The 24530-nt window shown below is 71.0% G+C and carries 25 protein-coding genes, 1 tRNA gene and 1 pseudogene; 14 read left to right on the top strand and 13 right to left on the bottom strand.

The window, feature by feature from the left end:
- The 6 genes and pseudogenes from AB0H93_RS37305 to AB0H93_RS37280 all read right to left on the bottom strand — a co-directional run.
- Positions 1-305, bottom strand: a pseudogene (locus AB0H93_RS37305) (YdcF family protein); the annotation flags it as partial.
- A 189-nt stretch (positions 306-494) separates the two neighbouring features.
- Positions 495-569: transfer RNA gene (locus tag AB0H93_RS37300), tRNA-Ile, on the bottom strand.
- A 211-nt stretch (positions 570-780) separates the two neighbouring features.
- Entirely contained in the window at positions 781-987 is a 207-nt protein-coding gene (locus AB0H93_RS37295; RefSeq protein WP_132493809.1) for a hypothetical protein, read from the bottom strand.
- A 392-nt stretch (positions 988-1379) separates the two neighbouring features.
- Positions 1380-1721, bottom strand: a complete 342-nt coding sequence (locus tag AB0H93_RS37290) for a hypothetical protein (RefSeq protein WP_358579939.1) — start codon at positions 1719-1721, stop codon at positions 1380-1382.
- A gap of 98 nt (positions 1722-1819) precedes the next feature.
- Positions 1820-3067, bottom strand: a complete 1248-nt coding sequence (locus AB0H93_RS37285; RefSeq protein ID WP_358579954.1) for an adenosylhomocysteinase — start codon at positions 3065-3067, stop codon at positions 1820-1822.
- Positions 3068-3292: 225 nt separating this feature from the next.
- On the bottom strand, positions 3293-3730 hold the full coding sequence (locus AB0H93_RS37280; RefSeq protein WP_358579937.1) for a hypothetical protein: 438 nt from the start codon (positions 3728-3730) through the stop codon (positions 3293-3295).
- Positions 3731-3846: 116 nt separating this feature from the next.
- On the opposite strand from AB0H93_RS37280, the gene AB0H93_RS37275 reads away from it, so the two are divergent.
- Positions 3847-5046, top strand: a complete 1200-nt coding sequence (locus AB0H93_RS37275; protein WP_358579951.1) for an MFS transporter — start codon at positions 3847-3849, stop codon at positions 5044-5046.
- Between the two features lie 65 nt (positions 5047-5111).
- Here the strand turns inward: AB0H93_RS37275 and AB0H93_RS37270 are convergent, their stop codons facing one another.
- Genes AB0H93_RS37270 through AB0H93_RS37250 form a run of 5 tightly spaced genes read right to left on the bottom strand, consistent with a single transcriptional unit; the run spans position 5112 to position 9164 of the window.
- Entirely contained in the window at positions 5112-5939 is an 828-nt protein-coding gene (locus AB0H93_RS37270; RefSeq protein ID WP_358579934.1) for an HAD-IIB family hydrolase, read from the bottom strand.
- A 23-nt stretch (positions 5940-5962) separates the two neighbouring features.
- Positions 5963-6856 (bottom strand): hypothetical protein, encoded by an 894-nt coding sequence (locus AB0H93_RS37265; protein WP_358579931.1) that lies wholly within the window; start codon positions 6854-6856, stop codon positions 5963-5965.
- A 35-nt stretch (positions 6857-6891) separates the two neighbouring features.
- A complete protein-coding gene (locus tag AB0H93_RS37260) occupies positions 6892-7599 on the bottom strand; it encodes an SDR family NAD(P)-dependent oxidoreductase (RefSeq protein ID WP_358579928.1) in 708 nt (235 codons plus the stop codon).
- Complete coding sequence (locus AB0H93_RS37255) at positions 7580-8323, bottom strand: phosphoribosylaminoimidazolesuccinocarboxamide synthase (protein WP_358579925.1); 744 nt, start codon at positions 8321-8323, stop codon at positions 7580-7582. The genes AB0H93_RS37260 and AB0H93_RS37255 overlap by 20 nt, the downstream gene beginning before the upstream one ends.
- Positions 8324-8357: 34 nt before the next feature.
- Positions 8358-9164 carry an MTAP family purine nucleoside phosphorylase gene (locus AB0H93_RS37250; protein WP_165968501.1) on the bottom strand — a complete coding sequence of 269 codons (807 nt, stop codon included), beginning with the start codon at positions 9162-9164 and terminating at the stop codon, positions 8358-8360.
- Positions 9165-9987: 823 nt separating this feature from the next.
- Between AB0H93_RS37250 and AB0H93_RS37245 the strand changes: the two genes are divergently transcribed.
- The 13 genes from AB0H93_RS37245 (at position 9988) to AB0H93_RS37185 (ending at position 23557) form a co-directional block, all read left to right on the top strand.
- Entirely contained in the window at positions 9988-10992 is a 1005-nt protein-coding gene (locus AB0H93_RS37245; RefSeq protein ID WP_358579923.1) for a Gfo/Idh/MocA family oxidoreductase, read from the top strand.
- An 84-nt stretch (positions 10993-11076) separates the two neighbouring features.
- On the top strand, positions 11077-12150 hold the full coding sequence (locus AB0H93_RS37240; protein WP_358579921.1) for a hypothetical protein: 1074 nt from the start codon (positions 11077-11079) through the stop codon (positions 12148-12150).
- The gene (locus AB0H93_RS37235; RefSeq protein WP_358579949.1) at positions 12150-12779 is read left to right on the top strand and encodes a DJ-1/PfpI family protein; all 630 of its coding nucleotides are present in this window, start codon (positions 12150-12152) and stop codon (positions 12777-12779) included. The genes AB0H93_RS37240 and AB0H93_RS37235 overlap by 1 nt, the downstream gene beginning before the upstream one ends.
- Positions 12776-13522 (top strand): SDR family oxidoreductase, encoded by a 747-nt coding sequence (locus AB0H93_RS37230; RefSeq protein ID WP_358579919.1) that lies wholly within the window; start codon positions 12776-12778, stop codon positions 13520-13522. The genes AB0H93_RS37235 and AB0H93_RS37230 overlap by 4 nt, the downstream gene beginning before the upstream one ends.
- Positions 13519-13941, top strand: coding sequence for a RidA family protein (locus AB0H93_RS37225; protein ID WP_358579916.1), 423 nt, complete (start codon positions 13519-13521; stop codon positions 13939-13941). The genes AB0H93_RS37230 and AB0H93_RS37225 overlap by 4 nt, the downstream gene beginning before the upstream one ends.
- Before the next feature lie 7 nt (positions 13942-13948).
- Entirely contained in the window at positions 13949-14908 is a 960-nt protein-coding gene (locus AB0H93_RS37220; RefSeq protein WP_358579914.1) for a PfkB family carbohydrate kinase, read from the top strand.
- Positions 14909-15032: 124 nt separating this feature from the next.
- On the top strand, positions 15033-16475 hold the full coding sequence (locus AB0H93_RS37215; protein ID WP_358579911.1) for a hypothetical protein: 1443 nt from the start codon (positions 15033-15035) through the stop codon (positions 16473-16475).
- Positions 16476-16501: 26 nt separating this feature from the next.
- On the top strand, positions 16502-17311 hold the full coding sequence (locus tag AB0H93_RS37210; protein ID WP_358579909.1) for an S-methyl-5'-thioadenosine phosphorylase: 810 nt from the start codon (positions 16502-16504) through the stop codon (positions 17309-17311).
- Positions 17308-19782, top strand: coding sequence for an adenosylhomocysteinase (locus tag AB0H93_RS37205; protein WP_358579907.1), 2475 nt, complete (start codon positions 17308-17310; stop codon positions 19780-19782). Before AB0H93_RS37210 ends, AB0H93_RS37205 begins: the two co-directional genes overlap by 4 nt.
- 23 nt (positions 19783-19805) lie before the next feature.
- A complete protein-coding gene (locus AB0H93_RS37200) occupies positions 19806-20525 on the top strand; it encodes a histidine phosphatase family protein (protein WP_358579905.1) in 720 nt (239 codons plus the stop codon).
- A 34-nt stretch (positions 20526-20559) separates the two neighbouring features.
- The gene (locus tag AB0H93_RS37195; protein ID WP_358579903.1) at positions 20560-21279 is read left to right on the top strand and encodes an HAD family hydrolase; all 720 of its coding nucleotides are present in this window, start codon (positions 20560-20562) and stop codon (positions 21277-21279) included.
- Entirely contained in the window at positions 21258-22484 is a 1227-nt protein-coding gene (locus AB0H93_RS37190; RefSeq protein ID WP_358579900.1) for an adenosylhomocysteinase, read from the top strand. Before AB0H93_RS37195 ends, AB0H93_RS37190 begins: the two co-directional genes overlap by 22 nt.
- Positions 22481-23557, top strand: coding sequence for an NAD(P)-dependent oxidoreductase (locus AB0H93_RS37185; RefSeq protein WP_358579897.1), 1077 nt, complete (start codon positions 22481-22483; stop codon positions 23555-23557). The genes AB0H93_RS37190 and AB0H93_RS37185 overlap by 4 nt, the downstream gene beginning before the upstream one ends.
- Before the next feature lie 308 nt (positions 23558-23865).
- Here AB0H93_RS37185 and AB0H93_RS37180 read toward each other — a convergent pair whose 3' ends face one another.
- Positions 23866-24165, bottom strand: a complete 300-nt coding sequence (locus AB0H93_RS37180; RefSeq protein ID WP_358579894.1) for a hypothetical protein — start codon at positions 24163-24165, stop codon at positions 23866-23868.
- 108 nt (positions 24166-24273) lie between these two features.
- Positions 24274-24486: a zinc finger protein gene (locus AB0H93_RS37175; RefSeq protein ID WP_358579892.1), complete on the bottom strand. Its 213-nt coding sequence runs from the start codon at positions 24484-24486 to the stop codon at positions 24274-24276.
- Between the last annotated feature and the right edge of the window lie 44 nt (positions 24487-24530).

Raw genomic sequence — 24530 nt, 5'->3', positions numbered from 1 at the left:
CGCGGCTCCACCGCGATCGCCGAGTCCGGCACACCGCGTTCCAGCGCGCGTTCGCGGTAGTGCACGGCCTCGCCCCTCGGGAAGCGCTCCACCGTTGTCGGCGCGTTCGCTCCGGTGAACACGATCAGCGGGAAGTAGCCACCCCGGTAGAGGTCGACGACGTGGTCCGCCACGCCGAGGTCGTGGCCGCCCAGACCGACGCCCACGTCGCAGGGCCGGAGATCGTGGTGGAGATCGTGGTAGTCCCAGAGCCGCTGAACGTCCGCTCGGATGCGTTCGGGGATGGCCGACGTCGGTGCGTTCATGGCCGCCTTTCGCGCCTTCGGCTCGGTCAGGGATCTCGCCTTCAGGATGCTCGCTGCCGGGCGGCGATCTCGCACGCCGTTGCCGACCGCCCCGGGAGCGCAAAATCGCGGATCAGCACGGTTCGCAAGAGTGCGGGAAAGGTCTGGAGATGATCTCCCCCGCCTGTCCGTGTTCCACCAGGTGTTTTGTGGGGCAGGTGGGACTTGAACCCACGACCTGACGGATTATGAGTCCGCTGCTCTGACCTGCTGAGCTACTGCCCCAGGATTGCTTTCGCAATACCGGCGATCGTAGCGATGTCGCGGGGGGTTGGAGCTGGCGGGTGGACCCGCCGACCGGCCTACGACCCGATTGGTCAGACCGGTCGAATGCGCTGCGCACGGCGTTACGCCGAGCGGCCTACCGGGGGTTTCCGACGGACGAAAACGGGGCCGGCGCACCCGTGCGATGCGCCGGCCCCGATCGGTCTGCTGCTCAGCCGATGAAGCTGAACACGTCGAAGGCTCCGGTCAGCTGGCCGATGACCGCGATCGTGGCCATCAGCGCGCCGATCCCGGCCACCGTCAGCACCGAGAGCATGATCAAGTAGACGAGCGCCTTGATCGGCTTCGGCAGCTTGGCGACCGAGGCGAAATCCGGCAGCGAGATGTGCGATTCCTTGCCGATACCTGGTGCGGACATACTGACTCCCCCGTCCTCTGTCAGTCCCCTTGGACGAACCACCACTGCTCAAGAGACGAAGCGCAACGGGATTCCGTTGCGCGCAACGCATCACGAGTTCGTTTCGGTCAGCAATCGAGCAGATCAACCAGCACAGTCGGTCTTTCCGGCCCGCGGCTCACGGGCTCGGACAAATCATCCGTGCTCCAACCGACCGCCGCGAGCCGGGCATGGACGAGATCGTGCGGTGATCCCGGATCGTTATCCGACTCGCCGTCCAAATCGCTCGGACAGGTGACACGAACGCGGAACCGCCCCACTACCAGAAGATCCAGTCGCGGGACTCTCCCCGGCTCATGCGCTGCTCGCACCCGCCACCGGCCGAATGCCTGCCGTCGCGGTTGCGCTCCTGCTCAAAGCTTACCTTGTCGGGTGAACTCCGGTGCCACCGACCGCGTGCGTCCACAGAGGCCGGTCACGGGCAGCAGCGACGGCGGGGCAAGCCGGGCGCGCGCACGTTCCACTCCTGCTCGGTGAAGCCGGGACCGACTGCGGCGCAGGGCCACGACATCCGGCAGGTCTCCCACGTTCGACAGCACCGCCATCGTGATCGTGGTCTCGTTGCTCGCGGTCGGCAGGCTCCGGCCGAAGGCCGCACTGAAGGTGTCCGGGGTGTGCTCGGTCAGGTCGGCCACCACGATCGGCCGGGCCGGAGGCGTCCACAGCACCGGCGGGCCGCTCGTCCCAGGCGGCAAGCTGGCCGCCGACCTGCGGGAGCGATGCTCCGGATCGAAAAACGGTCCCGCCCCGGGCGTCGAGACGACCGGGGCGGGACCGCTGCGGGACGCGGCGATCAGGTGCCGACGCGCCAGTCGGTCAGGTACCGCTTCTGCTGGTCGGACAGCTGCTCGATCTCGACGCCGTAGGCGTCCAGCTTCGCCTTCGCCACGCGGTTCTCGATGTCCTTCGGGATGCCGTGCACGCCCGCGGGCAGCGACTCCGCGTTGGCCACCAGGTATTCCAGCGCCAGCGCCTGGGTCGCGAAGGTCATGTCCATCACCTCGGCCGGGTGCGCCTCCGCGGCCGACTGGCCGACCAGCCGGCCCTCGGCCAGCAGCAGCACCCGGTTGCCCGCCGGGAGCCGGTACTCGACGCAGTTCGGGCGGAGCTCGGTGACCTCTTCGGCCTCCTTGCGCAGGTCCTCGACGCCGATCTCGATGTCGAAGTGGCCGGAGTTCGCGACGACCGCGCCGTCCTTCATCTTGCGCATGTGCTCGATCGTGATGACGTCCCGGTTCCCGGTGACCGTCACGAAGATGTCGCCGTGCTCGGCGGCGCGCGACATCGGCATCACGGTCAGGCCGTCGAGGACGGCCTCCAGCGCCCGCACCGGGTCGACCTCGACGACGATGACGTTGGCACCCATGCCCCTGGCTCGCATCGCGACACCGCGGCCGCACCAGCCGTAGCCGACGACGACGAAGGTCGAGCCGGCGAGCAGCATGTTGGTCGCCCGCAGGATGCCGTCGATGGTGTTCTGACCGGTGCCGTAGCGGTTGTCGAACAGGTGCTTGGTGGCCGCGTCGTTCGTCGGGAACACCGGGTAGCGCAGCGCGCCGTCGTCGGCCATGTTCTTGATCCGGAGGACGCCCGTGGACGTCACCTCGGTGCCGCCGATCACGTCGGTGAGGAGCTCGGCGTGGTCGTTGTGGATCGTGGTGGTGAGGTCCGCGCCGTCGTCGACGACGATGGTCGGACGGGTCTTGAGCACCGCCTGGACGTGCTCGTAGAACGTGTCGCGGTCGGCGCCGTACACCGCGAAGACCTCGGCGCCGAGGTCCCGCTGGATCGAGGCGGCGACGTCGTCCTTGGTGGACAGCGGGTTGGATCCGCACAGCGCGACCTCGGCCCCGCCCGCGACCAGCGCGCGCACCATGTTCGCCGTCTCCGTGGTGACGTGCAGGCAAGCCGCGATGCGGTGACCGGTGAACGGCTTCGTCTCCGCGAACTGCTCGGTCAGCGTGCGCAGAACCGGCATGCGCCGGGACGCGAAATCTATCTTGCGTTGTCCTTGATCGGCCAGCGCCAGATCGTGCACCATACCCATCGAAAAGCCCTGCTCTCCTCAGTCACGTCAGCCTGGAGCGCACTCCGGAAAGATCGGGGTGCGCTCATCTTCGAAAGGCAGCCACGTCATTTTTCACGGGGCGCCGGTGCTGGAGAAGACTCCCGGGACATTGAGCGGGTGAATTCACATTTCCCCAACACTGGAGCCGACCCTACAGCAGCCCCGCAATGAAGTCGAGCGCACCATTTGCCCGGCCGACTAGAACGCGTTGCCGAACAAAACCGACATCTGCTGGTTCTTCCACCTGCGCCACGCTGGGCGGTTAGCGGGAGCGAACTCCATGTTCACCCATTCGCTGCAACGCATTACGCGGACCGCCATCGGGGCGAGCGGAATTTTCGGACGCCACACACCGAAGCCGAAAGGGCGCACACCGATGTGCGTCAATCGCCAGAACGAGTGGCGCGAAAGGTCGAATCGACGTATACCGACACTTTGGAATATTCCCGGTAAAGACCACTGCGACAGCACTATTCGCAGGTCATCAAGGCTGAATCGGCCAGTGGAACACCTCCGGACAGAGATGAGCGCATTTCGCGAGAGGCCGTCGGAAACCTCGCCCGCTCCCTCGCGCGCGACTAGGATCTCCACCGGGTCGCCAACGTCGGCGAAATCTCCGCCGGTACGCTCGCCCACGGCTGATCCATCAACTGGGCAGGAACGGGCGAGAACACGACAAGGCCACCACCCGGACCGCCGGTCGTTTCCCGCCGCCGATCTCGCAGGAGGTAGAAACAGTGCAGTACGTGGCCATGCTTCGGCAGAAGTATGTCGCTCACCTGCTCGGATCAAGCATTGTCGGCAGATTGCCGAACGGAATGGCTCCGATCGCGATCGCCATCCATCTCCGGCAGCAGCAGGCCGGTTACGAGGTCGCCGGTCTTTTCACCGCGATTTACGCCTTGAGCACCGCGGGCGGTTCCCCACTGCTCGGCAGACTCGTCGACCGGTTCGGCCAACCGATTGTCATGCTCATTTCCGCCGCCGGCTCGGCGATCGGTTTCTTCGGGGCCGCGTTCCTCCCCGTCGACGACTATTTGCCGCTCGGCGCCTCGGTGGTGCTGGCGGGCGCCCTCACCCCGCCGCTGGAGGCGTGCCTGCGCAGCCTGTGGGCGGACATCCTGCCCAAGGAACAGCTCGAAGCCGGCTACGCGCTGGACTCCTCCACCCAGCAGGTCATCTTCATCAGCGGCCCCCTGCTGGTGGCCGGCGGCATCGCCATCGCCCCCTCCGCCTACGTCGTGCTGGCGACCGGGATGTTCGGCCTGATCGGCGTGGTGGTCTTCTGCCTCGCCCCGCCGGTCTGGCGCTGGCGGCCGGTGCACGCCGAACGGCACTGGCTCGGCCCGCTCCGCTCGCCGCTGCTGACCGTCGTGCTGGTGTGCAACTGCGGCGTCGGCGCGGCCATGGGGGCGTTCAGCATCCTCGCCGTCGCCTACTCCGAGCACGTGTCCCTGCCCAGCATGAACGGCGTGCTGCTGAGCGCGAACGCGGTCGGCGCGATGATCGGCGGCATCGTCTACGGGGCCCGGGTGTGGAAGAGCCGGGACAGCAAGCGGCTCCTGGTGCTGCTCGGCACGCTGGCCGCGCTGTACCTGCCGCTGATGCTGACGCCCGGCGCCATCGCGATGACCGTCCTCGCCTTCATCGGTGGGCTCTTCCTCGCCCCGGCCCTCACCTGTTCGTACGTGCTGGTGGGCCGGATCTGCCCGCCGGGCACCGTCACGGAAGCGTTCGCCTGGCTGGTGACGATCTTCCTGGTCGGCAACGCGGCGGGCGCGGCGACAGCGGGCGCGGCGGTGAGCTCGCTGCCGATCAACCTCGCCTTCGGTGCCATGGCGTTGTTCGCGCTGATCGGGTTCGTCATCTACGTCGTCGGCCGGCGGCTGATCGGCTCCGGCGCGGAATCCTCCGATGCCCGAACGGAATCCGAGCAGTCGCCGTCCCGCTGAAGCTCCTTCGAGCACTGGTCGCGCATGGCGGCCCCCTTCGGGAGTCACTGGCGGGGTCCGCAGTTTCAATTGAAACTGCGGACCCCGTGGGCGGCCCTCCGCTGTTCGACCACCGCGTCCAGCAGCGTCGCGACTCCGTGCTCCTCGTTGGTCGGGATGACGAGGTCGGCCGCCGCGAGCACGGAATCCGCCGCGTTGGCCACCGCGACCGCGAGGCCGCCGCGGCCCAGCATCGGCAGGTCGTTGGGCATGTCGCCGACGCACGCGACGCGGCTGAGCTCCACCTGCAGCGCGTCGGCGATCAACTCGACCGCCACGCCCTTGTCCGCCGACCGGTGCGAGACCTCCAGGAAGCGCGTCGTCGAGTAGGTGACGGCGAAACCGCCGCCCAGCAGCTCCGCCGTCATGGCCGCCAGCTCACCCGCCAACCGGTGCGGGTGGGCGACCAGCAGCTTGAGCACCCGCCCACCGCGCACCAGGTCCGGCACGGACCCGGCACCCAGCTGATCGCGCCAGTTGCTCGCGAGGTCGGCCGGGAAGTCCGGATCCAGCGCCAGTTCCTCCGCGCTGACCGCGCCGATGGAGACCGAGCCGATCCCCGCCCGCAGCCGTTCGACGGCCCAGGCCGCGCTGGTCGCGGTCAGCACCTGCTCGTACCGGATCTCTCCGCGCTCGTCGCTGATCAGGGCGCCGTTGCTCGCGGCGGTGAAGCCGCGCAGCCCCGCCCGGGCCAGCATCGAGATCGTCTCGCGGAAGGGACGGCCGGTGATGAAGGCGACGTGGACGCCGTGCTCCTGCGCGCGCCGGACGGCCGCCCGTACGCGGTCGCCGAGCTCGCCGTCGCCGGTGAGCAGCGTGCCGTCCAGGTCGGTCGCGACGAGATCGATGGGCACCGGCACCCGCGCCGAGCCCGCCTTCACCAGTCGCTCACGATCAGCGGTTCCCGCGGGTAGACGTGCAGGGCCGTGAGTTGGAACCCGTCGAGCAGCGCGTCCACGTCGGCGACCCCGGTGCGGCGCGCCGTCGCCGTCTCCGCCGCGACCGTGATCCACAGCCAGCCGGAGTCGTAATCCGCCTTGGCGGGCCCCGATCCCGGCACCGTCACCGTCGCGAGGAGGTCCGGCGTGTCGAGCAGGTCCAGCGCCACCACGCCGCCCGCCGCCACGTCGAGCCGCACCGGGCTGGTGAAGCTGACGACGGTGTTCCGGGTGGAGCTCGCCGGGGCGAACCGGACCGAGACGTGCTCCCCGTCGTCGTGCACGAGCGGCTCGCCGCCCTCCGGGAGTTGCGGTTCCTCGTCGGAAAGCCTGCGCAGCTCCTTGGTGAGGCGCTGAACCACCTGCCGCTTGCCGGCGACCGCGCTGCGCACGGCAGATCTGCTCGCACAGCGCTCCAGCACGGCGAGTTCCGCGTCCACCTCCACGCGGAACCGCCGGCCCGCGTACTCGCAGCAGATCGCGTCGAGCACGTCGGCGGCCAGTGCGTCGGCCGCGCTGCCGAGGGGACCGCTCGGGTAGGGCGACGGCGCGATCGCCAGCCCGGACAGGACCGCGCGCCCGGCCCGCATGCTCAGCGCCACGGACTCCTCGTCGACCGCGGCTCCGCGGCCGCGGAGCGCGTCGATGGCGTCGCCCTCCCACGGCCGGTGGCGGCCTCCCGACCGCCCCCACCTGGCCGCGAGCTCGACGACCGCGCCGATCAGCGCGGGGTCGGCCTCGGTCAGCAGCGCGGCGCGGCGGGCGATCGCGTCGATGTCCTCGCGGGCCCAGGTCCGGGGATCCGGGCCCACACCTGTCCCGGGGCGGCGCACGCCACCCCCTCCGCTCGATCCAATGTCCACTGTGGTCACACCGCCTGGAGTCGGTCGATGCCGCTGACGGTGGGCGCGGCCAATGCGGACGGACGGCACTCCAGCTCGCCGATCACCGTGTCCGACGGCACGCAGGCGGCCTGCCAGACCACTTCCGCCACGGATTCCACCGTCATCTTCAGCTTCGAGCGGTCGTCGTCCTCGTTGGCGATCGCACCCGGGCTGATCAGCGTGGTGCGCACGCCGTTCGGCCGCTCCTCCAGCAGCAGCGACTCGCACACCGCCTTCATCGCCGCCTTCGCCGCGCTGTAGGAGACGCCGCCCTCGAAGTACCGCGTGCCCGCGTGGCTGCCCATCAGCACGATGCTGCCGTTCGTGCGGCGCAGCGCCGGCAGCGCCGCCTGCACGAGGGCGAGCACGGAGGTGAGGTTCACCGTGAGCGCCTGCGACCAGCGGGCGAGGTCGAGCTCGGCGACCGTGGCGAAGTAGCGGTCCACGGCGTTGGCGACCACCAGGTCCAGGTCGCCTTCCGCCTCGACCACCTCGTCGACGCGGTCCCGCACCGCGTCGACGTCCGCCAGGTCGCACGGCAGCGACCGCGGGCCCGGGTCCGGACGCCTGCTCAGCGTCCACACCCGCACGCCGGCCCGCGTCAGGCGCTCCGCGATCGCCTTGCCCGTGCCGCGGTTGGCGCCGGTCACCAGCGCGACGCGGGGCAGGCGATCAGCGCGCGTCTCGGACATGCGCGATCAACTCCTGCCAGCGTTCCGTGATCACGTCGACGCCGTCGCCCGCGCGGAAGAGGTCCTTGTCCAGCGCGTTGCCGTGCTGGTCGCGAACCCGCATGCAGTCCGGCGACACCTCGGAGATCACCGTGGGTTCGCCGTCGGTGTCGACCGCGACCACGAGGCAGAAGTCCCAGAGGTCCAGCGGCGCCATCCAGTGCCGCAGCGCGGCGTTGGTCCGCAGGGCCAGGTCGTGGAAGGCCGCGACGGGAACCCCGGCCGCCCGCAGGTAGTCCTCGCCGATGGGCTGGTCCTCCGGGTCGATGCGGAAGTCGAACTTCACCACCGGCGGCTCGAACCGGTGCCCCTCGGCGAACAGGCCGGGGTACTTCCTGGTGGTCGATCCAGTGGCCACGTTCTTGACGATGACCTCGAACGGCGGCGCCGGGCGGTAGTCCGCCAGGTAGCTGATCGGGCCGGTGCGGCGCCGGAAAGCCGTCCGCACACCGGCTTTCGCCAACTGCTGCGCCGCCAGCTCGTAGAAGTCCATCCGCAGCGAACCGGTCGACTCGATCAGCTCGTCCCGGTCGTAGGTGAAGCTGCGCAGGCTCGGCACCAGTTCGATGAGGCACGCGTCCTCGCCGATTCGCCAGACCCGCTTGCTGCGCCCGACGACGTCCGGCTCCCGGGCCTGGATCTCCGCGAGGTCCTCGACTGCCACGTCATGCACTGAGTCGCCCATTCGTCCTCTCCTCGTCGATCGCGCCGTGCCGGGCTCAGGCACGCACCCAGCAGCCGTCCAGAGCCGAGCGGCATCCGCAGGAGGGGTCGTCCCGGAGCGCTTGCGTCACGGTGCGGACCACCGGCTCGACGCGGTGGAGGTTGCGCTGGAACTGCGCCACGACGTCGACGTGCTTCACCGGCGCGTCGCCGCTTTCCGGGGCCAGGTCTTCGGAGATGACGCCGTAGTCGGTGCAGTAGGAGAGGTTGACGTAGCAGAGCTCCAGCTCGCGTGCGAGCGACGCCTCGGTGGACTGCGTCATGTTGATGACGTCGGCCCCCCAGTTGCGGTACATGCGGCTCTCGGCCTTGGTCTGGAACCGGGGGCCGTTGATGACCGCGGCCGTGGCGCGCGGGTGCACGACCTCGTCGGTGTCCTTCAGCGCCTCGATGGCCTGCCGGCGCAGCCGCTCGCAGTACGGGTGCGCGGCGTCGGCGTGGGCGCCGCCGGGCTCGTCGAAGATCGTCCAGTTGCGGCCCCAGGTGAGGTCGATGAGCTGGTCGATCAGCACGAAGTGGCCCTTGCCCACCTCCGGCGAGAGGCTGCCGATGACGTTGAAGCCGAGGATCTGCTGCGCGCCGAGGTCGTGCAGCGCGGCGAGGTTCGCCGGGTACGGGACCCGGTGCGGCAGGTACTCGTGGTTGCGCCCGTGCCGGGGCAGGAAGCCGATCGTCTTCCCGGCCCATTCGGTGATGGTGATGGGGGCGCTCGGGTCCCCGTACTTCGTCGTCGCGGTCACCTGCTCCGACTGGTCGAAGAACTTGTAGAAACCGGTCCCACCGATGATTCCGATGTCAATCACATTCACTCCTGTCTCGAATGGGAAGGGCGGCGCAGGTCATCGGCGCACGCCGCCGAACCGAACATCACGCGTATTTCCGGAAGCCGGGCACGGCTCCGCGCGGCGGAGCGAAAACTCGTTGGACCGATGGGCGCAGTTGGTCCAGTCCAGCATCTTTTTCAAATGCTACCGACACCGCATCCGATGTCAAGAAACTGTCCGTTCGCCACCACTGAGCCCGTTTAGCACAAATTATCCGGCCATCCAGCAGAGGGCGGCCGAACGCCCGCTCGAAAGCCTGGCAGGATACCAACCTGGGTCAAAAATCGCAGAGTGTCCCACATCATATTCAAGTGGACGAATGGTGACCCTGCGGCACCGAAAGGCCCCCGGCACGCGGCCGAACAGGGCTGTCACTACCGGAACGGCCGCAGGCCGCGACCGCGAAGGGTGTTCGCCGAATTCACGTCGCGGGTGTGTGCGCCGCGTTAACCCCGCGGTCGGGCACGCCCCGCACGACGGCAAACGGCACCCCGTTCGACCGAACTGGACGATCGCGAATGCCGCCATCACCAGTTCCGGGAAGTGTGGGAAAAACACCACTCCTTCGGCGGGGCCGAGCACCGCATTTACCCGAACCTGGTAGGGCCCCGGCTCCCTTGCGGCCGATGGGAGCCGGTGATAACTTCAAACAAAAGTGCGGAAATGTGCACTGGTTATCGTTCTCGAATCGCAAAACTTACATTCTTGCAGTTCGACCGCGCGGGCTCGCGACGCCTTTTCTCATCGCCGCAGCTCATTTCTCATGCGGCCGCTGCGCCGGCGTTGCAGAAGGAGAGTTCACGTGCGTTTCCTCGTGGCCGGAGCGGGATTCGGGCAGCAGCACCTCGAATGGCTAGGCAGATGCGCCGCCGATGTGCGCGTGCTCGGCTACCACTCCAACCGCGCACGCGCCGAGGAATTGGCCGCCCGGTACGGGATCGGCACGGTCACGACCGACGTGGTGGGCGCGATCGCCGACGGCGGGGTGGACGCCGCGGTGATCTCGTCGCCGCCCGACACGCACGAGGAGCTGGCGGCGGCCGCGCTCGACAGCGGCTTGGCGGTGATCGCGGACAAGCCGCTCGCCCACGACGTCGCCGCGGCCGCCCGGCTGGCCGGCCACCCGAGCGCGCAGCGGGCCGCCGTCGTCTTCCAGTGGCGCATCAACCCCGCGCTGCGGGAACTGCGGCGCCTCGTGCAGGCCGGCGAGTTCGGCGAGGTGCACCACGTGGAACTCACCTTCCACCACGACTTCCTGGCCGGCCCGGAGACCGCCTTCCCGTGGCGCCACCGGCGCGAGCACGCGGGCGCGGGCGCGCTGGCCGACCAGGGCGTGCACCTCTTCGACGTCCTCCGCTGGATCGCGCCGGGAGACTGGCAGGTCACCGGAGCGCGGACGGCGGTGGCGTGCAAGGAGCGCCGCGGGCCGACCGGGCCGGTGCGGTGCGAGACGGAGGACGTCGCCGACGTCTGGCTCGCCGACGCGGGCGACCGGCACGCGCGGGTGTTCGTCTCCCGGATCGCCGCCGGGCGCCGGTGCTTCCAGGTGATCGTGCAGGCCGCGCGCGCCGTCCTGGTGGTCGAGGCCTCCCCCGACGACGGCAGCGCACGGCTGCTGGTGAGCACCCTGGGCGCGGCCGGTCCCGTCGTCACGGCGTTCCCGGCGCACGACATGAACCCGTACCCGGCCATCCTCGACCGGCTGTCCGAAGTGGATGGACAGCACGCCGGGCTGATCGCCGGATTCGACGATGCCCTTGTCGCCCAACAGCTCCTGCACCAGGCGCTCACGCACGACGAGCGGTGAAACGCATGGCCGCCGGCCGACCGGGTGGACCGCGCCCGGCGGCCGGTGGCAGGCAATCGCACGACCGTTGACGATAGGAGAGAAATGACCGCCAAGCTACGACTGGCCGTGGCAGGTGTCGGCAACAACATCTCCGCGCTGTTCCAGGGCGCCCAGCTCTACGCGAAGCTGGCCGCCCAGGGCGTGCCCGAGTCGGAGTTCCCGGGGATCAAGCGCGCCCGCATCGGCGGCCTCGGGGTGAGCGACATCGAGTTCGTGGCCGCGTTCGACCTGCACCCCAACAAGGTCGGCAAGCCGTTCGCCGAGGCCGTCCTGGCCGAGCCGAACAACTACCCGCGCCTCGAAGTCGACCTGCCCGACCCGAAGTTCGAGGTCACCGCGGGCCTCGCGGAGGCGGACGCCGGCCCGGAGTCCGAGGCGTTCCGGCGGATCGTCACCGAGCTGCGCGAGAGCGACGCCGAGGTGCTGCTGTACTCGCTGCCGACCGGGCTGCAGTGGGCGGCCGACGCGTACGCGAAGGCGGCGCTGGAGGCCAAGGTCGCGTTCGTCAACTGCACGCCGGAGATCGTCGCGCGGTCGCCCGAGATGCTCACCGCCTACGAGTCCGCCGGCGTCCCGCTGGTCGGCGACGACCTCGCCAGCCACTTCGGCACGTCGGTGGTGCACCGGGCGCTGCTCGGGCTGATCGCCGAGCGCGGCCTCACCCTGGCCAGCTCCTACCAGCTGAACTTCGGCGGCAACGAGGACTTCCGCAACCTGCGCGACCACGGCGCGAGCAAGCGCGATTCCAAGATCAACGCGCTGGCGCAGGACAACATCAGCCCGGACAAGATCGAGGTCATCCCGTCCGCCGGGTACATCGGGCACCTCAAGGACCACAAGGTGGCCGTGCTGAACATCGAGGGCCTCGGGTGGGCGGGCACGCCGATCTCGCTGGACCTGAAGCTGCAGGTGCAGGACTCCAGCAACGCGGCCGGGGTGATCATCGACCTGATCCGCGTCGCCGCCGCGAGCCGCCGCGCCGAGCTGCCCGGGTTCCCGGTGGCCGCGGTGCGGGTGCTGAAGTCCCCGGCCGGTGGGCACCCGAGCTACACGCCGGACATGGTCGAGGAGGGCTTCCGCAAGCTCGAAGCCGCCGACGTGGCGACCGGTCGGTGATGCGGTCCGCCGACGGAGCGCACCCGGCCCGGATCGCGGTTCTGGCCTATCCCGGCGTGAACGAGCTGGACCTGTTCGGCGCGTACGCGGTGCTGGCCAAGGCCGCGAGCGTCGCGCCGGAGGAGCTGGAGGTGCGGCTGGCCGGCCCGGTCCCGCACCTCAGCACGTCCGGCGGCGTGCCGATCGGGGTGGCAGCGGATCTGCGCTACTTCACCGCTGCTGACGCGGTCGTGATCCCGGGCGGTCGCGGGGCCGCCGATGCGGCGCTGGACGAGGAACTGCTGGCCGCGGTCCGCGATGCGAGCGCCGCCGGAACGCCGGTCTACGGCGTGTGTTCCGGCGCGCTGCTGATCGCCGCGGCCGGTACCGCCCGGGGCCGCACGATCGCCGTGCACCACGCGAAGCGCGGGGCGCTCGCCCCCGGCTCGGTGGGCGTGGTGGCGGCCGGGCTGGTCCGGGACGGGCGGCTGTGCACCGTCGGCGGCGACCACCGCACCTCGGTGAAGTCCGTCGACCTCGCCTTTCAGCTGATCGAGGACCTCGTGCCGCACCTGGTGGCGACGGTGTCGGAAGGAATGGAGATCGTGCCGGGACGCATCGCACGGCCGGAGCTGCGGGGTTCGTCATGAGCGGCCGGGGGCGGGTGCTCGTCACCGGCGCGAGCCGCGGGATCGGCCGCGAGATCGCGATCGCCCTGGCCCGCACCGGCCACGACCTGGTGCTGTGGGCGCGCAGCCGGGACGACCTCGGCGAGACCGCGGAGCTGGCGCGCGGCCACGGCGCGGCCGTGGTGGAGCAGGCGGTCGACGTCGGCGACCGGGACCAGGTCGAGGCTGGGATCCGTTCCTGCGCAACGGGTTCCGAGGCGCTGACCGGCCTGGTGCTCAACGCCGGTGCCGGGGTGTGGCGGCCGTTGGCGGAGGTCCCGGCGCCGGAGTGGTCCGCCGCGCTGCGCACCAACCTCGACGGCGCCTTCCACGTCCTGCAGGCCGCGCTGCCGACGCTGCGCCGGGCGGCGCACCCGCTGGTGGTGGGCGTGCTCTCGGACTCCGCGGTGCACCCGTTCCCCGACCGCGCGGCGTACTCGGCCGCGAAGGCGGGCACCCTCGCCCTGCTGGAGGTCGCCCGCCGGGAGCACCGCGCGGCCGGGCTGCGGATCAGCCTGGTGCTGCCGAGCCGGGTGGACACCCACTTCAGCGGGTCGCACGCGGACGCGCGGCCGGGCACCCGGGCGGGCGCGCTCTCCGCGCGGGACGTCGCGCAGGTCGTCGACGGCCTGTTCGCGCTGCCCCCGCACGTCGAAGTCCGCGAAATCCGCTTGGCCGCAACGACATCCACGTACGGGCCCTACCCAGAAAGAGTTCCCGCATGATGCTGCAGAAGGACTTCCTGGTGCCCGAGGGGCACTCCAAGCCGATCGGCAACTACTCGCCGGGCATCGCCGTGCGCGTGCCCGCCGACGCCCGGTGGGTGTTCGTGACCGGGCAGGTGGCGACCGACGCGGACGGCGGGGTCGTCGCGCCGGACGACGCGGGCAAGCAGACCGAGGTGGTCTTCGACCGGATCCGCGCGGTGCTGGCGGCCGCCGGCGGGGAGCTCGCCGACGTGGTCAGCCTGACCGTCTACCTCTCCGACGTGGCCACCGACTTCGACCGGGTTTCCGCGGTCCGCAACGAGGTCCTCGCCGGGCTCTCCCCCACCAGCACGCTGGTCGAGGTCGCTCGGCTGGCCGAAACCGGGTGCCGCGTGGAGATCAGCGCCATCGCCATCGTGCCCGCGGGGAGGGGGTGAACCCGCGATGTCCAGCCGGCTCGGCCCCGGAGCACCGGCCGGGGTGGCCTCCCCGGCGGCGGAGCTCGCCGACGTGGCGGGACGCGCGCGGGTGCTGCTCGTCGGATCGCTGAACGTCGACACGATCCTGCTCGCCCAGAAGGAACCCGACGACGAGGGCGCCGTCCTCGTCACCGAGTCGATCACCTCCGTCGGCGGGCACGCCGGGAACTGCGCGTCGGCGTTCGCCGCGCTCGGCGTGCGGGCCGGCCTGGCCGCGGCCGTCGGGGCGGACGAGCACGGCGACTGGATCGTGGCCGACCTGGCCGAGCGGGGCGTGGACACCTCGCTCATCGTCCGGCACCCGGGCGCGTCGACGGGGCACGCGGTGATCCCGGTCTTCGACGAGAAGCACTACATGCTGCTGGTGCGCGGCGCGAACGAGCTGCTCACCGAGGCCCACCTCGGCGCGATCGACTTCGCCGGCTACGACGCCGTGGTGCTGTTCGACCCCAGCCGCGCGGCGTTGCAGGAGGCGGTGCGGCTCGCGCGCGCCGCGCCGCACCGGCCGCTGCTGTGCTGGAACCCGGGCGGCATCTACTCCCGCGATCCGGTCATCGCGGAGCTGCTGCCCGAGTGCGACGTGGTGCTGGCCAACCGGGACGAGTTCGGGCACCTCCAGCGGGCGCTGGAGGCCGCCGGCCGGGCGCGGGACGACCAGGACTTCGTCATCACCCTCGGCGACGGCGGCTCCCGGCTGGTGCGCTCGGGCCGGCGCTGGGACTGCCCCTCGGTGCCGGTCGAGGTGGTGGACCCGACCGGCGCGGGCGACGCCTTCGCCGCGAGCTACGTGCTGGCGGCGCTGGCCGGGTTCGAGCCGGAACTCCGCCTCCGGCTGGGAAACCGGGCAGGCGCGCTGGCGGTGACCGCACCGGGCGCCCGCGGCCACCTCGCCGCACTGTCCGAAGTGGTCGATGCACTGGCTTGAAGCCTGCTGGAGGACTCGTTTTGCGTGGCGGTGCGGCTGACGCCGCTTCGAAGGCAAAGAACAGAACGACATTCGCCGACCGGCTCTTGAGCCAGGCACCCACCTCCCCGTAGGAGAGAACCAGGTGAACCCCCCACTCGGACCGCGCCCCAGCGCCGACGGCTGGCGGGGCGTGATCGGCGACGAGTTCACCGCCGCGAACGCCGCGACCGTGGCCGCCTGCATCCTGCGGGTCGTCCGGCAGGCCCGGCCCTGCGACGACCTGCTGATCGGATTCGACGGCCGCGAGCAGGGCGAAGCCGCGGCGAACGCGGTCGCCGCGGCGGCCCAAGCGCTCGGCGTGCGGCGCAACACCGTGGTGCCGCACCTGCCGACGCCCACCGCGACGCATGCGGTGCGCACCGGCACCGTGGACGCCGCCCTGCTGATCACGGCCAGCCACAACCCTCCGAACTGGAACGGCGTCAAGGCGAAGGTCGCCCCGGGCGCGCCACTGACCAGCGAGGCCGAGCGCCGCGTGGTCGAGCTGCTCAGCGGGCCCGCGGACCCGAGCCCACCGCCCGGCGACGCGCGCGCGACGACGACGTGGAAAACGGCCGCCGACCTCACCGATCCGCACGTGGCGGCCGCGGCTGCCCTGACGCGCGAACCGGCCCGCCGACGGCTGCGCGTCGTCGTGGACGGGCTGCACGGCGTCGCGGGCACTCCGATGGCGAAGCTGTGCACGACGCTGGGTTGGCAGCCGATTCCCGTTGGCTGCCAACCGATGCCGGACTTCGGCGGGCTGATCCCTGACCCGTCCTCGCCCGCCAGCCGGACCCGCGCGGCGCGGGAAGTCCTCTCCTCGGGCGCGGATCTCGGGATCGTCCTGGACGGCGACGGCGACCGGATGTACGTGCTGGACGAGCGCGGCGATTCGGTGCTGCCGCACGAGTTGTTCGCGCTGCTGCTGGAACATCGCAGCTCAGACGAGCCGACCGGTGCGGCGCGCCGGGTTGCGATCACCGTCGCCACCGGCACGATCGTGCACCGGGTCGCCGAACGCCTCGGCTACGAGATCGACGAACACCCGATCGGCTTCAAACACCTCTCGCCGCTGCTCGCGCAGGGGCTCGCCGCGGCGGCCTGCGGCGGCGTCGGCGACCTGGGCTTCGCCGAGCACGGCCTCGACCGCGATCCGTTCGCCGCCGTCGCCGCGCTCGCCGACGTCCTGCACCGCACCCGGGCGCCGCTGTCCGTGCTGGTCGACGACGTGCGCACGCGCAACGGCGCGCTGCGCTGGTTCGAGACCCGCGTGCCGGGATCGGCCGGCCCGGACCGGCTGCGGGCGATCGGCGTCCGGGCGCTCGCCGAGGTCCTCGGCGCCCGGCCGCAGCGGATCACCGAGGTGGACGGCATCAAGTGCTGGCTCGGGGACGGGCAGTGGTTCCTGCTGCGCCCGTCTTCGACTGAAGGGGGGATCCGGCTCTACGGCGAGCTGGCCGACACCCCACATGTCGCCGCACAACTCGACAAGCTCACCGGGATGGTCCGCGCCGACATCGGCGCCGGCCCCCACCGCAAGTGAACGTGCCGCCAGTGAGGAGACACATCATGGAAAACGCATCGATCGCCCTCATCGGTGGAACCGGCTTCTACCGGTTCCTGGACGACAGCACGGACGTCGAAGTCGACACGCCCTACGGCAAGCCGAGCGCGCCGATCAGCATCGCCGAGGTCGCCGGGCGGCGCGTGGCGTTCCTCCCCCGGCACGGCCGCAACCACGACTTCCTGCCCTCCGAGCTGCCGTACCGCGCCAACCTGTGGGCGCTCAAGCAGCTCGGCGTCCGCCAGGTCGTCGCGTTCAACACCGTCGGCAGCCTGCAGCGCGAGTACCGCAAGGGCGACTTCGTGCTGGTCGACCAGTTCGTCGACCGCACCTGGGGCCGGCCGGACAGCTACTTCAGCGGCGGCGACACCTCCGCGCACATCAGCTCCGCCTACCCGTACTGCGAGCGGATGCGCGGCCTGGCCTACGAAACCCTCACCGGGCTGGGCACCCGGGTGCACCGCAACGGGACGGTGGTGGTGATCCAGGGGCCGAGGTTCTCCACCGCGGCCGAGAGCAAGTGGTTCAGCGGCCAGGGCTGGCACCTCGTGAACATGACCCAGTTCCCGGAGGTCGTGCTGGCCCGCGAGCTGGAGCTCTGCTACTCCAACGTCTCCTACATCACCGACTACGACGTCGCCGCCAAGGAAGTGGCCGGCGACGAGGAATCCGAGGTCGTCTCGCACGCGGGCGTGCTCAAGGCGTTCAACGCCAACTCCGAGCACGTCCTGGACATGGTCCGCGGCCTCGTGGGCGCCCTGCCGGAGGACGTCGACTGCGCGTGCAGGCACGCGCTGGACGGAGCGATGGTATGACCTGGGCGGTATCGCCGACCGATGCCGAGCTCGTCGCGCAGGGCGAGGAGGCGCTGCGCGCGGCGCGCTCGCAGATGCCCGTGCTCGACGGGCTGCAAGCCGATCTGCGCACCTCCCAGCCGCTGCGCGGGCACCGGATCAGCGGATGCGCTCACCTCACCAAGCAGACCGGCGTGCTGGTCGAGCTCCTCGCCGCGGCCGGCGCGGAGGTCGCCTGGACCGGCGGGAACGAGGTCTCCACCCAGGACGACGTCGCCGCGGCCCTCGCGAAGACGGGGGTGCGGGTGTTCGGCCGCCGCGGGATGACCCCGGAGGCGGTGCAGGAGGCCGTCGTCGAATGCGCCCGGGCGTTCGACGGCGGCCCCACCCTGGCGCTCGACAGCGGCGGGGCGATGCTGCGGACCATCGTGCAGGACCCCGAGGCATTCCCGAACCTGGTCGCCGCGACCGAGAAGACCTCCGAGGGAAGCCAGCTCCTGCGCGAGGAACTGCGCCCGCGGCTGACCTTCCCGGTGGTGCTGGTCAACGATGTCGTGACCAAGTGGGAGGTGGACAACACCCACGGCACCGGGCAGTCCACACTGGACGGAATCCTGCGCGCGACCGGCACCTTCCTCGCCGGGAAGCGGTTCGTGGTGTGCGGGTACGGGCACGTCGGCCGCGGGCTGGCGCGGCGCGCCCGCGGCATGGGCGCCCGCGTGACGATCACCTGCCGCAGCGAGCTGACCGCGATCCGGGCCCGGCTCGACGGCTTCGACGTGCAGCCGATGGCCGTGGCCGCCCGGTCCGCCGACCTGGTGTGCACCGCGACCGGCCAGCCCGACGTCGTCACCGGCGAGCACCTCGACCTGCTGCCCGCCGGCGCGATCCTGTGCAACACCGGCCACTCGGTCGTCGAGATCAACCTGGCGGACCTGGCGAGGCGAACCGACTACGTGGCGGAGGTCGGGCCGCACGTCCAGCGGCACTTCCTCACCAACGGCAGGCACGTGGACCTGCTCTCCGGCGGCGGGTTGGTCAACCTCGACGCGGCCGAGGGCAATCCGAGCGAGGCGATGGACCTGACCTTCACCAACCAGGCGCTCGCGGTGCTGCACCTGGCCGCCAAGTCCGGCGAACTCGCCCCCGGCGTGCACGAGGTCGACCAGGAGCAGGACGAGGAGGTGGCGCGCCGGAAGCTCCGCCACCTCGGCGTCGGCTGGGACGCCGAGGTCGCCGCGCGACCGCGCCCGCCGTACGGCTCGGCCCTGCGCTCGCCGCTGGACCACCAGAGCGGCAGCTCGCGCGGCGGCTACATCGGCGGCACGACGGCGTTCGCCCGGTTCGACCTCGCGGAGGGCTCGATGCCGGCGCTCGCCGCGCTGCGCCGGGACTTCAGCTCGTCGAAGCCGCTGGCGAGCCGGCGACTGCTGATCGCGGGCCTGGTGACGGCCGGTTCGGCGGTCGCCGCGCACACCGCCCGGGCGATGGGCGCGAGCGTCGTGTGGTGCGCGACGAGCGCCCGGCACTTCGACCGGGAGGTCGCCGACCACCTTCGCGAATCCGGTTGCGTGGTGCACGATCCGACCGGGCCCGGCGGCGTCCGGTCGGCGATCCGGAGCTCGCTGGCGGCGTGGCGGGACGGGCCGACGGCGCTGCTCGACGACGACGCGGTGCTGACCACCGCCATGCACGACGAGTTCGCCGAATTCCCCGGGCCGCAGTTCGCCGTCGAGCGGACCACCCGCGGCGCGCAGCTGATCAAGAAACGGCCCTACCTGCGCTTCCCGGTGATCACCGCGGACCGGTCGACGGCCGAGGTGGTCGCCTCCGACTCGCACGCGAAGGGGCTGATCGACGTCATCGGCGTGGTCGGCGGCGAGCCCATCGCCGGGCAGGTGGTGGCGGTCGCCGGCTACGGCGCGGTGGGTTCCCGGGTCGCGGCCCGGGCCTGCGGGATCGGCGCGCGGGTGGTGGTGACCGAGGTCCGGCCGACCAGGGCGCTGATGGCGGTCCTCGACGGCTTCGACGTGCTCCCGCTGGAGGAGGCGGCCGGGATCGCCGACATCATCTGCACCACCACCGGTCGCGCCGACACGCTCCGCGAGGCGCACCTGGCGAAGATGCGCACCGGGGCGCTGGTGGTCGCCTCGGTCGCCCAGGAGGTCGACGCCGGCGCGCTGCACCGGACCGCCGCGAAGTGGCGGACCGGGGTGGCCGGCCTGCGGGTGGCGCACCTGACGCACGAGCGCGTCATCCGGATCGCCTTGCCCGACAAGGAGTTGTCGCACCCGCACGGCGAACCGACCCCGTACGCGGCGCAGGACATCTCGTTCGCCACGCAGCTCCACACGACTTGCGAGGCGCTGCGCGAGTCGGCGGCCGCGCGCCCGTCCGTCGGCGCGATGCCCGGCCAGTCCGGGAATTACGCCCTGTCGGCGATCGCCTCGGCGATGCGGCTGCGCCTGCGCGGCGACAACCCGCCCCGATGACCCCTACCGATGCGGAAGAAACCATGATCCCCCAACGCACTTCGCCGCCCGCTCCCGGCCGCCTCCTGCTCATCCGGCACGCCCAGACGCAATGCACCGTCGAGGGCAGGTTCTGCGGCGCGCACGACGCGACGCTGACCGCCACCGGCGAGACCATGGCGCGGCACCTGGCCGGTCATCCCGCGCTCGACGGCATCGACCTAGTCCTGAGCAGCCCCGCCACCCGGGCCAGGGCGACCGCCGAGCGGCTGGCGCGCGGCACGGGAAAGTACGAAGTGGACGATCGACTGCGCGAATTGTCCTTCGGTGCTTGGGAGAGCAAGAAACCGTCCGATCTGCACGGCGACGAGCGCTACGAATCCTGGAAGCGCAATCCGGCGCTGCACTGCCCGCCGGGCGGCGAATCCGGCCTGGAGGTGGCGGCGCGGGTGGTCGCGGCCGTCCGCGACGCGCTCGAACGGAGCCGCGAGGTGGCCCTGGTGACGCACAAGGCCCCGGTCCGGCTGGCCGCCTGCTTCCTGCTGGGCATCCCGCTGTCCCGCTACCGCGACCTGGCCGCGGCACCGGTCGGTTCGGTCACGGAGCTCACCTTCGACCAGGACCACGTGCGGCTGCGCGGGCTGGGCGATGTGTCCCACCTCCCACCCGAATGGCGTAGGAATCCGGACGGATCCGGCCCGGGACCGGCACCTTCTGGTAGTAGCTCTCCCCGTGAACACCCCGCGCCAGAACACGTCCGCTGATTCCTCCGATGCCGCGCGTGGAAAGGAGAACGACTTGACGCGCTTCGCCGAGATCGACCACATCGTGTGGGACTGGAACGGCACGCTATTCGCCGACACCGCCGCGCTGATCGACGCGACGATCGACATCTTCGCCCGGGCGGGGCTACCGGCCGTCACGCGAACCCGGTACCAGGAGCACCACACCCAGCCCATCCCGCTGTTCTACGACCGGCTCGCCGAGCGCGATCTCAGCGACGAAGAGCAGCAGTGGCTGGCCGAGGCGTTCCAGGAGACCTACGTCCGCTACCGCCAGGACGTCGGCCTGCACCCGCAGGCCCGCGACGTCCTGCGGCAGTGCGCCGACGCGGGCTTCGCCCAGTCGCTGCTTTCGATGTACCCGCACGAAAAACTGCTCCCGCTGGTGGAGACCGCGGAGATCACCGCGTTCTTCCGCCGGATCGACGGGCTGCGCACCGACGAGGCCGCGAAGAAGGCCCCGCACCTCCGGCGGCACCTGACCGAGATCGGTGCGCGCCCGGAGCGCGTGCTCCTCGTCGGCGACAGCGTGGACGACGCGCTGGCCGCGCGGGAATGCGGCGCGCACTGCGTGCTGTACCACGCGGGCCGAGACGCGCTCCACTCCCGGGAGCACTTCGAGGCGCTGGACGTGCCGATCGCCGAAAACCTGCACGACGCCGTGACCGCGCTGCTGGGCCACCGACAGCCGGACCAAGACACCGGGAGGCCGACGTGGACCACCACGACACCGTGACCGTTCCCGACTCCGGCGGCGTCGCCGGCGAGATGGCGTGGATCCGGCGGAACTCCCCGCTGCTGGACTCCTACGTCCGGGGGCTGGTCGGCGACGGCTCCTTCCAGGGCCTGCGGGTGGCGGTCGCCCTGCACCTCGACCCGAAGACGGGATTCCTGGCGACCGTCCTGCAGGACGCCGGGGCCGAGGTCGTGGTGGGCGGCAGCAACCCGCGCACCACCCGGGACGACGTGGTGGAGCACCTCCGGCGGCGCGGGATCGAGACCGTGGGGCGGCGCGGCGAGCCGGTCGAGGACTGGCGCGCGGGCCTGCTGTCCATCGGCGACTCGGAACCGGACCTCATCCTCGACGACGGCGTCGAACTCGTGGTGCTGATGGCGGAGCACCAGCCCGAGAAGCTCGCCAAGGTGCGGGGCATCTGCGAGAAGACCACGACCGGAACCGCGCGGATGCGCGAGCTCGCGGAGGCGGGCACCGTCCGGCTCCCGCCTTCGCTGACCGTCGACGAAGCGCGCTGCAAGCACCTCTTCGACAACCGCCACTCCACGGGCCAGACCACCCTGCTGGCGATCTCGCGGCTCACCGGGATGCTCTTGACCGGCAAGCGGATCGCGATCATCGGCTACGGCTGGGTGGGCCGGGGCCTGGCGATCTACGCCCGGGCGCTGGGCGCGGCCGTGTCGGTCATCGAGATCGATCCGGTGAGCGCGCTGGAAGCGCACATGGACGGCATGGCCGTCGGCGACCACGCCACCTGCCTGCCGGGCGCGGACCTGGTGATCACGGCCACCGGCGTGGAGCACGTGCTCGCGGGCGCGGACTTCGACCTGCTCGACGACGGGGTCGTGCTGGCCAACGCCGGGCACAGCGACTTCGAGATCGACCTGCCCGGCCTCGGCGCGGCGGGCGCGGTCGGCGAGCCGGTGTCGGAGCACCTCACCTGCTACCGGCTCGGGGCGAAGCGGATCAACGTGCTCTGCGAGGGGGCCTTGGTGAACATCAGCGGCGGGGCGGGCAACCAGATCGAGGTCATCGACCTGACGTTCGCGGTGCAGGCGCTGGGCGCGCGGCTGCTCGCCCGGGGCGAGATCCCGCCGGGGGTGCATTCGCTGCCGCCCGAAGTCGACGACGCCATCGCCCGCGCGCGCCTCGCGAGCCTCGGCATCGCGATGCCCGGCGATGCGGAGGCGGTGACGCTGCGATGACCGACACGGCGATGGCGGTCCACCCCGACTGGCGGATCGAGCAGATGCCCGCACTGCGCGAACTGCTCGCGCAGTGGGGCGGTGTGCCGATGCACGACCGCAAGGCCCTCGTGCTGGTCGATCCCGGCGGCGCCGACCTCGTTCTCGCGAGGGCGCTGGGCGAGCTGGGCTGCGAGGTGCACCTCGCCCACCGCAGCACGGCGGCCGGCGACGACGAGAACCTGTTGGGGCAGGCCGAAGCGGAGGCGCTGCTGCGGGAGTTCGCACCGGACCTGCTGTTCGACCACGACGGCTTCCTGACCCGGATCGCGCACCGCGCCGCGCCCGACGTCACCGGGGCGCTGCTCGGGGTGGTCAACCGGACCGATTCGGCGCCGTTGGACATCCGGCTGGAAGTCCCGGTGCTCGAAGCCCATCCGCCGCGGATGTTCGCGCTGCTCCACCTCGCGGAGGCGCGGCAGCGGGCCCTGTGGCAGGTCATGGCGTGCGCCGACCTGCAGCCGGCGGGTCGGCGCGTCGCGGTGGTCGGGTTCGGCGCGGTGGGCGGCATGGTTGCGGGCTACTGCACGGCGATGGGGATGCGGGTGGTGGTCGTGGAGCCCGACCCGGTCGAAGCGCTCGGCGCCCACTTCCAGGGCCACGAGGTCCGCTCCCGAGACGCGGCGGTCACCGAATCCTCGGTGGTGATCTTCACCGGCCGCCCGTCGTTGGTGGACATCACCTCGCTGCCGGACGGTTCCCTGGCGGCGGTGGTGGATCCGCGACTCGCCGAGCAGATAGTGCACGGCCTGGACGGAGTCTGCGCGACGCGCACGCACGTCCGCCCGGGCCTCACGGAATACGAGCTGGGCAGGGGAACCCGGATCTACTTCGCGGGAGACGGCACGGGACCACCCGGTGTCGGAGAGCAGACGACGGAGGTGACCGAACTCCAGGTCGCGCTGGCCCTCCTGGGCGCGGACCACCTCCTCGCCGAGGGGCACGACCCGGGCCAGCACGAACTGCCGCGAGCGCTGGGCGACCGCGTAGCGGCGATGAAGCTGATGAGACTGGCGGAAACGCGAAGGCTCTGAGAACGGGAAAGCGCTGCGGTTCACCGAACCGCAGCGCCCCGGTTCAGAAGTACCTGCAGGCACTTCGGCCGCGAGTCTTCTGGGCGGTTACCGCAACTGGTGATGGGGCCAAGCTCACGGCCTGCGCGCAGCAGTCAACAGGAGTTGGCCGGTGACCGGGCGCGTGGGTCGGGGGCGTGTCGCGCCCGGTCACCGGGGTGGGCCGGTGCGGCTGGGGGTCGGGGAGGTCACCGCACCGGCCCTGCTCGGGAGGCCAGGTCTCGTGAGTGTTTTGGGCTGCTACAGCGACCCGAAGCACTCACGAGGCGTTACGTGCGCAGGTGGTGCCGCCCAGTTGGCTGGTCGACCCAGGTGGGTTCTTCGTCGGGGTCGGCAGTGGGGAATCCCGGTGGTATGTGTGGATGTTCCCGCTCGGTTCGTTCTTCTTCGGCGGCGCGGCGTTCGGCTTCGACGTCGGCTATGAGATGCCAGACCGTGTAAGCACCTTCGCCCCCACCTGTGTGCTGGCCTGTCGAGAACGCGATGGCTCGCGCGGGGATCTGGGTCGTGAGCATGGCGAGGATCAGCAGGTTGAACAGGACGAACGTGCTGAGCTGGATCCAGAACATGACGATCTTCCTTTCGTGGCCTGAGGTGCGGTGATTTCGCGTGAAATCAGCGTTTCGCACGCGTGGCGGGCGGCGATTTCGCGCGAAATCGCCATCTCCCCCGGCGGGTCAGGGGCGGGCGGCGAGGACGTGCCAGCAGCGCATGCAGGTGTCCTCGCGAACCCAGTCCACTTCGGATCTGCCGTGCAGCTCTGACGCGTCCGCTTCCGCTCCGCAGAACGCCACCACCGGCACACCCGCAGGGGTCTTCGTTGCTGTGATCGGGAAAGCGTGGCGTCCTCCCGTGACCGGGCGCCAGACGTAGGTCAAGTAGTCAGACATCAGGGCCCTCCTCGGCATTTCTCACTACTCTTCGTCGCTGTTAC

This window comes from Saccharopolyspora sp. NPDC050642, assembly GCF_040654735.1.
GTDB classification, from domain to species: domain Bacteria; phylum Actinomycetota; class Actinomycetes; order Mycobacteriales; family Pseudonocardiaceae; genus Saccharopolyspora; species Saccharopolyspora elongata.
Note: the sequence above shows the minus strand (reverse complement) of the source record. Positions and strands in the feature narration are given on the sequence as shown.